The following is a 14992-nucleotide window of genomic DNA, read 5'->3' as shown; positions in this document are numbered from 1 at the left end:
TTTTTAATGTATAGACATATTAACTTGCTATGCATAGCGGCTACTGTAATCACAGCTTATCAATGTACTACTTCAGCTGGAAAGTTATCTATCCATTTATCCCAATCTTGCATCATCTCTTCATCAGTAAGTAAACATTCATCTAGTTCATTCGTAATAGTCGCAACATCAAGCGATAATCCAATAAATACAATGTTATTCACACGGTCTCCGTAAGGTTCTATCCACTGCTGAAGGAGCTCGGGTTCTTCTTTGTATATATCTTCTCTCTCTTGTTCAGAAAGTGTGGCAAGCCACTTTCCCGCTCCTCCAAAAGCAATTGATGGTCCCGCTTGACTAATACTTTGTGCCATATCATTTCTTGAGGCTAACCATATAATCCCTTTTGCTCTAACAATCTCTTCTCTCCAACATTCCATCCAATACATTAGTCGTTCTGGATGAAAAGGCTTTGAACGATTATACACAAAAGAACTTATTCCATATTCTTCTGTTTCAGGCGTATGATGTTCATCGGCAAGTTCGAACTGCCAAGTCGTAGACTGGCTAGCTTCATCAAAGTTGAATAGACCCGTATTCAATATTTCATTTGCGTCAATTTCCCCATGAATCGACTGGATGATTTTAGCTTTAGGCTGAAGATGATGTAACATATGCTTTAATTTCTCTACCTCAACTTCCGATACAAGATCACATTTATTTAGAATTAACACATCGCAACACTCTATCTGGTCAATTAACAAATCTGCTATTTCTCTATGATCTGTCTCATCAACCTCTTGCTTGCGATCTAGTAATGATTCACCCGAAGATAAATCCTTCCAGAATCTATATGCATCAACAACTGTTACCATCGTATCTAATGTACATAGCTTTGTTAGATCAATTCCAAGTTCATCGTCAATGTAACAGAAAGTTTGCGCTACTGGCACTGGCTCACCCACACCTGTAGATTCAATTAGTATGTAATCAAACCTATCTTCTTTTGCCAGTATCTCTACTTCACGCAATAAATCTTCCCGTAATGTACAGCATATGCATCCATTAGACATTTCAATTAGAGTTTCCTCTGTGCGAGATAATCCTCCACCATCGCGAACTAATGTTGCATCTATGTTCACTTCACTCAGATCATTTACTATAACTGCAACTCTTAATCCCTCACGGTTATTTAACACATGATTTAATATCGTCGTCTTCCCAGAACCAAGATAACCACTCAATACGGTAACAGGTAATTTGCCCACAAACATCCTCTTTTCTTATTCGTAATACTTACGTTTAATTTAATAGTAATCATTACGATTAAATTTGTCAACAATAAAAGCCATGATTGTCATATTCATATCGCTGAAATGACAATCATGGCTTTCTAATTACTATATTATAGCTACTTACTTAGATTCATAATTATTTGAATGCTGCAAGTGCCGATTCATAAGGCAAAGCGCCTCCAAAGATTGATAATGCACTTCCAATCGTCAAATCTAGTTTGGACTGACTGATTTGCTCAAATAACTGGATATCTTCGAGTGATCTAGCACCACCAGCATAAGTAGTTGGTATTGTCGTCCACTCCGCAAGATCGCGAACTAGACTTTGTTGAATACCTGACTGCTTACCTTCAACATCAACCGCATGAACTAAAAATTCATCACAGTACTTCTCAAGCTCAGTAATATTTTGTTGATTCACTTCAAAGTCACTGAATTGCTGCCACTGATTCGTAACGACGTACCACTTACCGTCTTTAGATTTACAACTCAAATCGATGACTAAACGATCTTTGCCTACTACGTCAACGATTGCATGTAAGTGATCCCAATTCAAAGCACCATCTTTGAAAATATAAGAAGTAACGATAATATGAGAAGCTCCTGCCTCCAAGTATTGTAGTGCATTACTTGAAGTAATTCCTCCACCAACTTGTAAGCCGCCCGGATAAGCACTTAACGCCTCCTTAGCTGCTGCTTCATTATTAGGGCCGAGCATAATAACATGCCCTCCGCGTAACTGATCCTTCTGGAATAACTTTGCATAGTAGCTAGAGGAATATTCAGATACAAAATTTTCAACAAGTTGATTGTTTAATGTTTCTCCCACGATTTGTTTCACTTTTCCATCATGCAAATCAATACAAGGTCTGAATTTCAAGTTATATTCTCCTATTCTATATCTATAGTATGTATGTTCGCTCCATATTCGCCGTCGACTAAGCTACTAGGCGTTACATCGTGATCACATGCGGATATTTTGAACTTCCGCTATTACTGTTATCTATCAGATTAACATATCAACCTAATACCCTCAACTTCCATCTGCTGATACTTGAGCTACCTGCTTAACTTTAGTTGATTTTGATTCCCCTGCAAAATTATATGACGCTAATAATGCCTTGTTACGTAAAGCCCATATAATATAGATTACTAACAAGAGTGATATAAAAGCAATTGCTCCAAAAATTTGACGTATGCTAATTTCAAGTAAGCTGACATATTGTGGCGAATTGGTCTGACTATAAAGCAACATTCCAAAAAGTACAAGACCTACAGCCTGTCCAAGCGAACGGAACAGCTGCACCGCTGATAATCCAGCTCCCCTAACCTTTTCACTAGCAACGGCTGAAGCAAGGAACGAGAATGAAGATAGTAAAATACCAAATGCCATTCCCGAAATTAAGATATAGAACATAATTAGGATTGGTGAAGTATCTACTGTAATCGTCGCCATAGCCCCGCTACCTAGTAATAAACATATCGAACCTATGAACCCCATTGTTCTCATACCATAGCGAAACGCAAATTGACCAGCAAGTATTGAACCAAGTGGCCATGTAATGGACAAAGGAATCATTACTAAACCTGATCCCGTTGCAGAGAGTCCTTTTACATGTTGCATCCACAAAGGAATATAGAAAATAATAGCTACCGTAATTGCGGATAATACAAATCCTGAGATGAGTGTAAATCTGAACATTCTGTTCGTGAAAATCTCTAACGGAATGAAAGGATCATTCGCGTGCTTCTCTACTCTCACAAATGCATAAAGACAAATAATCGCTATAACCATCAACAGTGTATAAATCCATTTTGCAGTAATCTCATCATTCTCAACAAATCCGTTTAATCCGTAGAGTAGCAATAAGATACCGACAGAAAACGTTGTAATCCCTTTAGCATCAATGCTACGTGCTGTTTTCTTATAGTGATTAGGCAGAAATTTATAGATAAGTACAAGCGCTATGAAAGCAAATGGTACGTTCAAATAGAAGATAGAACGCCACGATACATAATCAACTAATAAACCACCTGTTAATGGACCTAATATTCCCGCTACCCCCCATATACTCGAGAGCCAACCTTGAATCTTATAACGTTGTTGATCTTGAAACAGGTCTGTAATGATAACCATTGGTAATGTTAGCAAACTCGCTCCACCTATACCTTGTATAGCTCTGAACACGATTAGACTTGGCATACTCCAAGCAATTCCTGATAAAGCTGATCCGATAATGAAGATAATAATACCTATACTAATTAATAACTTACGACCATAAATATCAGAGAGCTTACCATAAAGCGGTGTAGCAACGACCATTGCTAACAAATAGATCGTATTGACCCAACTATACAATTCGGCACCTTCTAAATTATTAATAATAATAGGCATTGCTGTTGAGACTATTGTACCTTCTATAGCTGCTAAGAAAGTAGTGAGATACAGAGCTAATACTACTTTTAGGCTAGACGATTTCAAAGCATCAAACTCCCTTTCGTCACGAAACTTTAATGTTAGATTAAGCTTTTAAATTGATGGATATGATACAATTAATTGATATAGATTTTGAATCAAGGAGAATGAATGTGGGTTATGATTTACTACTAGAGATTATCGAGACCATAGGACCTATCGCACTTTTTCTAGTTCTTTGTCTCGGATTAATCGGTTTACCAATACCAAATGAAGCTGTTGTGTTAACGGCAGGGGCACTTTCTGAAGCAAAAGTAATAGATTCAACGATTGCCTTTGCCATGGTGACACTCGGTATTTGCTCAGCGATGACTTTCAACTATAGCTTAGGCCGCTTTACAAGTAGTCGACTAGGGAAATGGTTTTCAAAGAAACAACAATTCGGAAAATTTATTCAGAAATCGGATGATCTCATTGATAAATATGGTTTATATGCAATTCCCATAAGTGTGTTTTTCCCATTTGTTAGACATGCAACGCCTTATGTTATGGGAATGAACAAAATGAGATTTTCGAAATTTTCACTTATTGCTTTTCCTGCTGCGACATTATGGACATCAATTTATTACACAGTTGGACATTTCGTTGGTGACCGTATTCCCGAATTTATTGTACTTATTAGTCAATATGAGGCTTTATTTTTCACTCTAGGTGCCATTATTTTAAGTATACTTTTATTACGTGGGTTCCGTCGATACAAATTGAAGCAATCAAATGGAAATGAATCGAAATAACGACCTATCATTTTAGTAAAGAACAGCATCTATAGTTTTGACAATAAGAAGCCGTATCAAAAGGTAATCCTTTGATACGGCTTCTTTTTTGTAACATTGCCTACACCGTTATTCTTGTTCTAAAGCAGCTAAAGCCGCTTCGACTAATTGCTCATACAATTCATCATTATCTTCGATTTCATCTTCCACTTCAAGCAATAGATCTTCATCGCCTGAACCAGCTAAGAAGAACAGTCCATAGCCCCACTCTTTAGCTTTTCTACTTTTATGTAATGCCATCTCATATGGTTTGGGATGACCCTCTACTTGAAAGTGAACAGCCCCTACATGTCCATCTTCTTTCGTGTGTGTCATTTTTGCATGTAATATTTGTACGTTCATTATTAATCCTCCTAAACTTTTTGTAGCTGATTACTTTACTTCTAAGTAACAAAAAGTCACTTCGGAAGCATGAGCTAAACTTTTTGTTTCTGCAGTAGATAACACTGTATACAACAGCATACACTTACTTCAATGTATATTTCAACTGTTATATACACAAGAATAGCAAGAATAGTAGCTTAATTAGTACATACTATTCATTATCTCCTTCTAATTCTAAACATAAGCACAATAGCACCAATGATAGATAATAATCCAATACATATGAACACAAATAATAGTATATTTTTTCTATCCTGAATATTTTTCTTTAGTTCTTCTTCTGATGTAAGATTCACGATAGCATCTGGTGAACTAGGATCAATTATTACATTATCTACGAGATCAGCTGCAGGTGGGACATTAACTTCGAATTTATATGGACCTAATTCTGTGAAAATGTCAGAGTTATCAGCAATAATAGATGTATTGCTACATAAGGAGACTACTATTAAGCCGTCCACATCTCTTGCAAATACTGCGTAACGTTTTCCATCCTTAAATTCAAAACCACAGCTAGCGGATGATTGGGATGAAGAGACTGTAATAGATTCGGTCACTTCGCCTTTCCAAGAACCATTCACTTGGAAAGTCCATTCAACTGAGTTAGATGATTTTTGTAATCCTAGTAGTGAGGTCTTTACTTTCTTATTTATAACAACACCGTCAAATACCCAATCATTTAATTCTAAAGCCTCTTCATAGCTTCCAGATTCTATACAAGTACATGCATATGCACTTTTTTGTTCACTAACCATTAATCCACTTAGCAGTAACACTACAATGACAAATACATGTACACTATTTTTCTTATTCACTTTCAAACTCCTCCAATTGCTACTCCTCACATGATTAGTTCTTTCAAATTATTTTCAAAAAAAATAATCGTATTACGTTTTCCTTCTTCTCTTGTAAATTAGCATTGCACTAAAAAGAAATAATAGAATAAAGATAATAACAACTGCAACTATACCGTTTGGGCTTACTTTTTCTATAGAATCTTCTTGAATAGTAATCTTGCTAGAAGATGACCCGTATTGATCGGTAACCATAATAACTGTCCCCCGATTTTCACTTAATTCTTTAATTTTTGTTGAATTGTCCTCGATAGATGAAACCGGATTATTCACTTTGTCATCTGTAACCTCATCTATTGGTCGCACACTGTTTTCATCTTTGTATAATCCTAACTCGGTGAATATATCTGAGTTATCTGCAATTTGCATCGTTTTACTACATAAGGAGACTTTGATTAGATCGTTTGTGCCATTTGCAAATACTGCATATCGTTTTCCCACTTTAAACTCATAACCACAACTAACAGAAGATAACGCTGAATAAACAGTCGCCACCTCAGTAACTTCACCTTTCCATGATCCATTCACTTGAAATGTCCATTCCACTGGATCATCTGAACTTATTGTTCCTAGTAACGATTTTTTTTCTTTCTTGTTCGTAACAACTCCATCAAATACATAGTCGCTATCGGCTAGTTCTTTTTCATAACTCCCAGGGGCCATAGCACAACTACATGCATATGCACTTTTTTGCTCACCAACCATCAATCCACTTAGCAGTATTATTACAATTATAAACAGATGCACAACCTGTCTTCGTTTCATAATTAAAGCCTCCATCTTTTAATCATCACCTGATCTTCTTTAATCGAATCTATTCTTCTACTTCCTTAATCTACAGTTCATTAATTTATTTCCTAGTTTTTTTATTTGCTAGTAGTCCAGCAACAACAATAAATAAAACGACCACAATCATTACAATAACGATTATATTTATTACAGTGGTGTTGGATTTCTCTACTGAATCAATTGGATTAGTTCCATCGCTTTGTAGAGGTTCTATTTGAGTAGCTCCCTCATTATCTGTTGTCTCTAGATTATCTGTAACGGCTGTCAACTTAACGGTATAATCGCCCAGCTCTTCGAAAATTTTAGAATTATCTGCGATCGTAGTCGTTCCACTACACGATGAGACAGTAATATCGTTAACGTTGCTTGTTGCGAATACAGCATACCTCTTACCAACCTCGAATTCATAGCCACAGCTTACAGAACTTGCTTTGGACACAATGGTTATTACTTCAGTAACCTTGCCCTTCCACGCTCCATTTACTAGAAATGTCCATTCCACTTGATCGGCTGAGTTTATTTCCAATTTTTTACTGATCGATGTACGCTTGTCCTTAGATGATTCGATTACTACGCCGTCAAAAACGACATCTTTATTATCTAAACTTTCCGTAAAGTTACTTGGCATCGCACAATCGCAAGCAAATGTAGTTTTAGATTCAGTGAGCATAATCATACTAAGAAACAAACAAAATACAATCACAATCTGGATGATTGACTTTCGATTGATTAACATGAAAAATCCCCCTAACACCGTTCTCTAATAAATAGAACGGTATTAAGAGGAAAAATGTTACATTTCCATATAAATTTATAACTGTTAAGAAGAGTTATTATTCATATTCGATATGTTGATTATACTTCTTTAGCATACTCATCGTTATCAAATTCTGCTGTTTGAACTACTTCTTAGTAGTATGCTTGCTTGGCCAGAAAGCCCACTTCCCACACACCACCGTAAGCGCTGGTACAAGGAACGGTCGAACGATAAATGTATCTAGTAGTACTCCAATTGCTGTAATTACTCCGAACTGCAATAGTATTGTAATCGGCACTTGGGTTAAGACAAAGAATGTTCCTGCAAGAATTAGTCCAGCAGATGAAATGACTTCACCTGTCTCAGCTACTCCTTCTTTGACAGCTTGTTTAAGCGGCATTGTTTTCGCTTTTTTCCAAATACCTGAGATCATAAAGATATTATAATCTTCACCAAGTGCGATTAAGAATACGAAAGCGTACAACGGAATTGCCGCTTGTATTGCATCAATACCAAGTCCATAGTGAAGAATAATCCAACCAAGTCCAAGAGCCGCTAAGAATGACACTAGAACGGTCACAACAAGATATATGGTGGCAATGATAGAACGAAGATAAACTAATAGTAAAATAACAATCAACAAAATGACAATTGGCATTATGACACTATTATCTCGATCATTAATTTGTTGGGTATCATATTGACCTGCTGTCTGACCTGCAATCCAGAAGCTCTCAGTATTTCCTAACTCTGCAGTTAACTGCTCTTCCAATACAGGGATATAGTCCATCGCATCATTAGAATAAGGATCAATATCAAGGACCACTTCGAATGAGCTATATGATGAATCTACTTCACTGACAACTGCTTCAGTCACATTGTTAACAAGTTCATGTGATGCAACTTTATTAGCTAATGCATTAACATCACTATTATCTTTTACAATAACTGTAATGGGAGCAAGTTCACCTGGAGTATACGTCTGTCCGATAATAGTAAATCCTTCTCTAGATTCCATGTCGTCAGGGAATGAAGATAACAGATCGTATTTATATTTCAATTGTGTTGAGAATGAAGCAAGAACAATTAATATAATCATTGTAATGGAGATAACTAACCATGGTTTTTCAGTCACGAAACTACCGATCTTACCCCATAGGCGATGTTGATCTTTTTGTTTCTTCACTGGTTTATTCCGTTTTATTGCTCTTTCTTCTTCCATCTCCACAGTTCTTGGGATAAATGGGTAGAATGAAGATCGGCCTAAAATGGCTAGTATAGCCGGAACAAGCGTTAAGCTAGCAATTCCCATAATTAAAATCGAAAGTGAGAATGGAATAGCAAAACGGTGTGATGAACCATACTGTGCAAATAACAATACAAGTAATGCCATTACTACAGTAAATCCACTCATCGCAATTGCACCTGAAGCATTTTGGAAAGCATGAATTAATGCGGTTCTCGGATTTTTCTCATGTCGTAAATCATCGCGATAGCGAGTAATTAGGAATAGACAATAATCGGTACCAGCACCAAACAATAGCACAGTCATAATGCTTATTGCTTGGGAATCTACAGTAATCCAACCATTTCCTGCTAACCAACCAAGTATCGGACTTGTTACAAGGTATGCAAATCCTACACCAACTAACGGAATGATCGCCAGAATCGGCGAACGATAGATTACTAATAATAGAACGAGCACAAGTAACACCGTTGCAATTAACAACACTATGTCTGCGTCTAAGAACAGATCCGTAGCATCAACAGAAATCCCTACTGGCCCTGTGAATCGTGCTGACAAGCCATCGGTTAGCTCACCTTCGAATATATTAGCACCAGCTTTTTCATTAATGAATTCTTTCATCTGAACTAGATTTTCTTTCAACACTTCTGTTTCTGTCTCATCTGTAAATGTAATCGGTAAAATAAGTGTACTGCCATCTTCAGATGTTAACACTTCTATCGGAATACCCATGTGCAAAGGAATAATGGATTCCTGTGAAGGTAATGGGTTGTTCGTTAGTTCCTCAGATAATTGACGTACAATAGAGAAGTCTTCCTCGGTTAATCCTGCGTCGCGATGCCATACTAATAAAGCTGGAACACCTGTGGAATTAGGGAAATATTGTTGAATAACTTGATCTGCTAACACCGATTGTGCATCACTCGGCAAGTTAGCAGCATTATTTTGCTCCTTGTCCCCTACACTAGGTAATGTTAAGGTTAAGATAAGTGCAATTAATATCCATACTACTAGTGTAACCCATTTGCTGATCTTGCCAGTAAAGCAAGCTGCAATACGTTGAATCATGAAATTTTCCTCCATTTCGTATTCACCAATTAATTTACTATACCGTTCAGTTAATTAATTATATATACTAGATAGTAAATAAATCAATATGTTATTTATGAATTTTTGATGAAGGGAAGCTCGTTATGAACGAAAACCAACCTAACTCGATACCAAAGCGAAAACCAGGTAGACCAAAAGTCGAACATTCACCTACGAAAATGAGCATTTTAAGAACTGGTGCTTTTTTATTTATGGAGGTCGGATATGAAAAAGTATCATTAGAATCCGTTGCGAAAGCATGTGGGATTACGAAAGCAAGTGTCTATTACTACTTCAACAATAAATCGGAACTTTTTACGGAGTGTCTAGTAGCGGTGATGACGATCGCTTATCAAGCAACCGCCAAAATATTAAGCGAACCCATATCTTTGAAAGATAAATTAATTAAAATTGCTATTCGTCAAATGAGTAACGCACATCTTGATTTTGAATCGATGATGCGTGATGCCGCTGTTGAATTATGTGATGAACAAACCGAAAATATTCGAAAAGCTGAGAAAAAACTTCATGATATCGTCCATGATGCTTTTCAAAATGGTATTGCTAATGGTGAAATAACGAATCATCACTCACCAGTCGTATTAGCACATACCTTTGTCGCATTATTGACAATGAAAAACCATCTTAATCTTAAACAGCAAGAAATTCCTGTGGAACAACTAGTAGCGCAGATGATTGATATACTGTGGATGGGCATACAAAAAGAGGGACAATCTGATGGGTCTATGTAATAGACCCAAAGATTGTCCCTCTTTTGCAGATTTTGATAGCGATGATTGGCTTCGTAGTATGTTCGACATCAAAGATGATGCGAACTCAACTTATAAAATGATAATGGCGAATACTGCTGCTAGTACGAAACGATAGTAAGCAAAATAGGATAGTTTTAATTTTTTCATCAAGTTAACGAATGTTACTACTGCTAACATACCTACGATGAATGATGCACATAATCCAACTAAAAATAAAGGCAAATCTGTCGTTGTCAGACCCGCACGATTGTCAATTAGATCAAGTAAGCTCGCTGCACCCATAATTGGTACTGATACGATAAAAGTAAATTCTGCAGCTGCTTTTTGACTTGTACCTGCTAAAATACCACCTGAAATCGTAGATCCAGAACGTGAAAATCCAGGCCATAACGCTAAGATTTGAAAACATCCGATAATGAAAGCTTGTTTGTAGCTAATATCATCTAATTCTTCTGCTGTTACTTCTCGCTTGCTTCTTTCTGCGACAATCATCAAAATCCCACCAAGCACTAGACCAATTAATACCGTTGATGGTCCGAACAAATATTGCTTAATGACGGAATGTAGTACCAAGCCAATAATGCTTGCAGGTAACATCGCAAGTAGTATATGTATGAAGTTCATACCTTTATTTAATTTAAATTGCAATATTTTCATAAATGTTTTGAAATATAGTACGAGTACTGCCAATACGGCACCGAATTGAATGACAACTTCAAACGTCTTAGCACGCTCTCCCTCGAATCCTAACAAATGACCAACTAAAATCAAATGGCCTGTGGAGGAAACCGGTAAAAACTCCGTCAGTCCCTCCACAATACCCATTATCATTGCTTTTAATAAATCTAACACTTTGACACACTCCTTCTCGTCTTTAGAATGAGAATCTGCACACACCATCTGCTTGTACATTCTCTATTCTATGCATGACCGAGTCCAGACATTTCTGGTTCTTGTGCCTCAACAATAATTTCTAAACTGCGAATTCGATTTTCATCTCGCTCACGAACAATAAAAGTAGCGTCTGCATACTTCCACTCAATATTTTCATCTAGATTAGGTTGTAATTGATACAACCAACCTCCAATGGTATGCGTTTCTCCTACATCCAAATCCAAGCCTGTCATCTCATTCACATCTGTAATTAGTGCGCGACCTTCCACAAGAAAACGTCTATCGTCGATGCGAACAATTTCTTCTCGTTCATCCGTATCGAACTCATCGCGTATTTCCCCAACGATTTCTTCGATAATGTCTTCAATCGTAATTAATCCTGATGTACCACCATATTCATCAAGCAAAATCGCCATATGAATCTGATCACGTTGCATCATCGTAAGTAATTTTCGGATTGGCATCGTATCTGGTACAGACAATACCGTTTGCATCAATTTCGTAAGATCGGGATGCTCTTCTGCTTTAGTAATATGTTGGAATAAATAAACTTTTGTATTAAGTAACCCAATAATATTATCTTTATCACCTTGAGCAACTGGGAAACGAGTATATCGTTCCTGCATAATTGTTTCAATGTTAGCTTCTGTACTATTCTCTACAAAAACACATACCATATCAGTCCGAGGTACCATAATATCTCTTGCTAATGTATCTTCAAAGTCAAAAATATTAGTCATAAACCCTAACTCGCTTTTATTGATCTTGCCATTCTCATAGCTATCGTTCAATATTAGGCGAATCTCTTCTTCACTATGAGCATCAGTTTCGCTCATCATCTTATATCCCATTAGCTTAACAAGCGCATTAGCAGATCCATTGAGCACCCATATAAATGGGTACGCGATTTTATGAAACCAAATAATTGGCGGTGAAAGCTTTATCGCCATCTCTTCTGATTTAATAATCGCTACACTTTTCGGTGCAAGTTCTCCAAAAACCACATGTAGAAAAGTTACAAATAGAAAAGCAACAATGAATGCAATAATATCACTAATCTCAGTAGATAGTGGCAAATGAACAAATAAAGGGTGCAGTAATTTTGCTACCGTTGGTTCACCTAACCATCCTAGTCCTAATGCAGTAATAGTAATTCCAAGTTGGCATGCTGAAAGATATCCATCAAGCTCTTTCGTTACAATTTCCACTGCTTTTGCATTTTTGACGTTTTCAGCAACCATTTGCTGAACTCGGCTCGGCCGGACACGAATAATGGAAAATTCCGTAGCAACGAAAAATGCAGTTAGAATCAATAATATAAGAAAAACAATTATGTTCACAATCATCTATGCAGGACTCCTCTCGATTACAATATACCGAAATAGATTCTCCTTAGAGATGAGTTATTATGCATTCTGATGTCATTACCAAGGCGGAGTATCATCATTAGATTGAATCGGCTGAACATTTTCTGCAAATGCATCAGATGAATCGAATGAATCAGTCTCACTGGCTGTGTCTGTTACTTTTGTACCAATGATCTCCATAATGTCTTCAAGTGGTGGTGGCGCAAGTAATTCAACAGGAGACATTCCTTTCTCGAATTGTAACGCATCACCCTCAATCACTGCTACATAACGCCCATTGTGCTTGGCGATATGTACGCTAACCCCATAATCTGCTAATAGCCCTTTAATAGATACATTACCTACTTTAAAAGCCATCGTTAAATCTTCCTTCTGTTGAATGAGGGAATAATTAGCTTCTTCTACTTGTTGTGGTGTCCACCATTCTTGTAATTCCCGCTTCTCACTTGCAGCCCATACCTCTACCGCATTTTCTTCCTGAGAACGTTCACTGCTTACATTATCTTGCCATTTCTCTTCAATATACTGATGAACCATCTCAACGACTTGCTCACTAACAACTTCTGGAATAGGCTTTTCATAACTCACATACTTCAAAAAATCTTCAAAATATCTGGCATGCGATGCTTGATGAATTTTCAGTTCCCAGCGCTCAAGAATACCCTCTTGCTCCATATGCGGATACTGGATTGACTTAATGCTACGCGCACTAAATGCCATCTCCACTTGTGCAATCAAACTTTTCTCATCGGAGATGCGAGCAATTTTGGGTTCGAAGTCACATTTTAAAATGAATAGAAAAGGCTCATCAAAAAACGTATTCAAAGTACATGATGCAACGATAAATGCACCGCCTCGAACAGCTGAAGTATCCATATAGACGCGCACAAGCTCATCAGATAAACTATGAAATCTTTCTTTATGATCGGCTTCACGAATACGTTGAAACAAATTGTAGTTTCCATTGCTGGCTAACTCATATCCTGGCTCCACCATAAACATTCCGACCTTCGTTGGAGCATTAGGTGTGTTGGGATGACGTTCTACTTTACGCTTAACAATTTTTATAAATTCCTCGTCAAGAAATTGTTTCAGAGCACTATCTGAGTATTCGTCACCGTCCATTGTTTGATAATGTTTGAAAGCTTTATAGCTACCAACAGAGCCTTTATCACTTTCCGATTGTATGACGAAAAATGATAAGTAATTCATTCGAAAATCCATTAGTTCAACGCTCCTACGACTAAAATAGCAAGTATGAAATGAATTATGATTATAACTGGAATACCTATTTTAAAGCTACGATGTTTTGTTTTATGACGAAAATGATACATGGCTGTATAAGTACCTACTGCTCCTCCTAAAGCGCTAAACAGAAAAATATGACGCTCTGGAATGCGTGGTTGATTGCGACGAGCATTTTCTTTATCCTTACCCATAACCCAATATAAGTACACATTTAAAAATAGAATATAACCTACGATCCAGTATATAGTATCCACTTTGTTGCCTCCCCATTCTATTAAATTAGCGCTACGATTTTTCAAAAAATCTATAAACAGACCTAACTAGATATGTATATAAAAAAATCAGTAGTATCAACTTAGCAACCTGTCATCTATTAATTACAATTAGACGACAGTATCTATATTCTACTACAGTCCATACTCAATTTGCACCTAAATTGAAACTGATCCTCTCTTCCATTACTGCTAAATAGATATGGATGCTGTTCTGACCGTTCGGACATTAGGATTATAGTTAGTAATAAGGTATAATTTATTATATGAACAAGTTAAATAATGCTGAATTTCAGCACCGCGATGATGGGCTTATTCAAAAAATGAATTTATATACTGAAGGAGATTGATGAACTATGAAAAATGCAAATAAAGAAGATATTTTTGCATTATGTGAATTCATTAATCTGAACTTTAAGGAAGTACATAAGTCACCTTATAGCAAAAGCTTCTATAACAAAGAAGTAGATTGGGGATACAAACCTGAAGGCGTTATCCGAATATCTGACCATTGGAACTTCCTAAGTCATAATGAAATTCACTGTGCCACTCACCAAGAGATTAATAATGAGTCACTTTCGATTGGTATTTTTGAAGGAGATAAATTTAATATTTTAGAAAGTTATAATAAAGAATTTGGTGCGTCTGCAACTATAGGTGATCGATTGTATAGACTTTACATCGATGACAAAGGATCATTTGTGTCCGACTTAGTTATAGGTCAGGAACCTACTTATGCTCCTGGAATAGAAGATCGTAGAATAACATCTTATTTCCTGTTGTCTGGATATTAATA

At 36.7% G+C, this 14992-nt stretch carries 15 protein-coding genes; 3 read left to right on the top strand and 12 right to left on the bottom strand.

The window, feature by feature from the left end; all coding sequences use genetic code 11:
• Positions 1–59 precede the first annotated feature (59 nt).
• From NAG76_17210 to NAG76_17200, 3 genes are all read right to left on the bottom strand, one after another.
• On the bottom strand, positions 60–1247 hold the full coding sequence (locus tag NAG76_17210) for a GTP-binding protein (GenBank protein ID URN93557.1): 1188 nt from the start codon (positions 1245–1247) through the stop codon (positions 60–62).
• Between the two features lie 163 nt (positions 1248–1410).
• A complete protein-coding gene (gene hisA / locus NAG76_17205) occupies positions 1411–2154 on the bottom strand; it encodes a phosphoribosylformimino-5-aminoimidazole carboxamide ribotide isomerase (GenBank protein ID URN93556.1) in 744 nt (247 codons plus the stop codon).
• A 153-nt stretch (positions 2155–2307) separates the two neighbouring features.
• Entirely contained in the window at positions 2308–3756 is a 1449-nt protein-coding gene (locus NAG76_17200; GenBank protein URN93555.1) for an MFS transporter, read from the bottom strand.
• A 107-nt stretch (positions 3757–3863) separates the two neighbouring features.
• Between NAG76_17200 and NAG76_17195 the strand changes: the two genes are divergently transcribed.
• The gene (locus NAG76_17195; GenBank protein URN93554.1) at positions 3864–4484 is read left to right on the top strand and encodes a DedA family protein; all 621 of its coding nucleotides are present in this window, start codon (positions 3864–3866) and stop codon (positions 4482–4484) included.
• A 108-nt stretch (positions 4485–4592) separates the two neighbouring features.
• Here the strand turns inward: NAG76_17195 and NAG76_17190 are convergent, their stop codons facing one another.
• From NAG76_17190 to NAG76_17170, 5 genes are all read right to left on the bottom strand, one after another.
• Positions 4593–4865, bottom strand: coding sequence for a hypothetical protein (locus tag NAG76_17190; protein ID URN93553.1), 273 nt, complete (start codon positions 4863–4865; stop codon positions 4593–4595).
• A gap of 200 nt (positions 4866–5065) precedes the next feature.
• Positions 5066–5722 (bottom strand): hypothetical protein, encoded by a 657-nt coding sequence (locus tag NAG76_17185; protein ID URN93552.1) that lies wholly within the window; start codon positions 5720–5722, stop codon positions 5066–5068.
• A 72-nt stretch (positions 5723–5794) separates the two neighbouring features.
• A complete protein-coding gene (locus tag NAG76_17180) occupies positions 5795–6526 on the bottom strand; it encodes a hypothetical protein (protein ID URN93551.1) in 732 nt (243 codons plus the stop codon).
• A gap of 85 nt (positions 6527–6611) precedes the next feature.
• Positions 6612–7286 (bottom strand): hypothetical protein, encoded by a 675-nt coding sequence (locus tag NAG76_17175; protein URN93550.1) that lies wholly within the window; start codon positions 7284–7286, stop codon positions 6612–6614.
• A gap of 166 nt (positions 7287–7452) precedes the next feature.
• A complete protein-coding gene (locus NAG76_17170; GenBank protein ID URN93549.1) occupies positions 7453–9621 on the bottom strand; it encodes an MMPL family transporter in 2169 nt (722 codons plus the stop codon).
• A gap of 125 nt (positions 9622–9746) precedes the next feature.
• Here NAG76_17170 and NAG76_17165 point away from each other — a divergent pair, with 125 nt between their 5' ends.
• Complete coding sequence (locus NAG76_17165) at positions 9747–10394, top strand: TetR/AcrR family transcriptional regulator (protein URN93548.1); 648 nt, start codon at positions 9747–9749, stop codon at positions 10392–10394.
• 90 nt (positions 10395–10484) lie between these two features.
• Here NAG76_17165 and NAG76_17160 read toward each other — a convergent pair whose 3' ends face one another.
• From NAG76_17160 to NAG76_17145, 4 genes are all read right to left on the bottom strand, one after another.
• Complete coding sequence (locus NAG76_17160) at positions 10485–11267, bottom strand: undecaprenyl-diphosphate phosphatase (protein URN93547.1); 783 nt, start codon at positions 11265–11267, stop codon at positions 10485–10487.
• Positions 11268–11335: 68 nt separating this feature from the next.
• Entirely contained in the window at positions 11336–12655 is a 1320-nt protein-coding gene (locus tag NAG76_17155; protein URN93546.1) for a hemolysin family protein, read from the bottom strand.
• Between the two features lie 78 nt (positions 12656–12733).
• Positions 12734–13900 carry a DUF3900 domain-containing protein gene (locus tag NAG76_17150; protein ID URN93545.1) on the bottom strand — a complete coding sequence of 389 codons (1167 nt, stop codon included), beginning with the start codon at positions 13898–13900 and terminating at the stop codon, positions 12734–12736.
• Entirely contained in the window at positions 13900–14178 is a 279-nt protein-coding gene (locus NAG76_17145; protein URN93544.1) for a DUF1294 domain-containing protein, read from the bottom strand. The genes NAG76_17150 and NAG76_17145 overlap by 1 nt, the downstream gene beginning before the upstream one ends.
• A 374-nt stretch (positions 14179–14552) precedes the next feature.
• On the opposite strand from NAG76_17145, the gene NAG76_17140 reads away from it, so the two are divergent.
• Positions 14553–14990 carry a hypothetical protein gene (locus NAG76_17140; protein URN93543.1) on the top strand — a complete coding sequence of 146 codons (438 nt, stop codon included), beginning with the start codon at positions 14553–14555 and terminating at the stop codon, positions 14988–14990.
• Positions 14991–14992: the final 2 nt, after the last annotated feature.

The sequence above is a fragment of the Candidatus Pristimantibacillus lignocellulolyticus genome, assembly GCA_023639215.1.
GTDB classification, from domain to species: domain Bacteria; phylum Bacillota; class Bacilli; order Paenibacillales; family Paenibacillaceae; genus Pristimantibacillus; species Pristimantibacillus lignocellulolyticus.
This window is presented reverse-complemented; position numbering and strand designations above follow the sequence as displayed.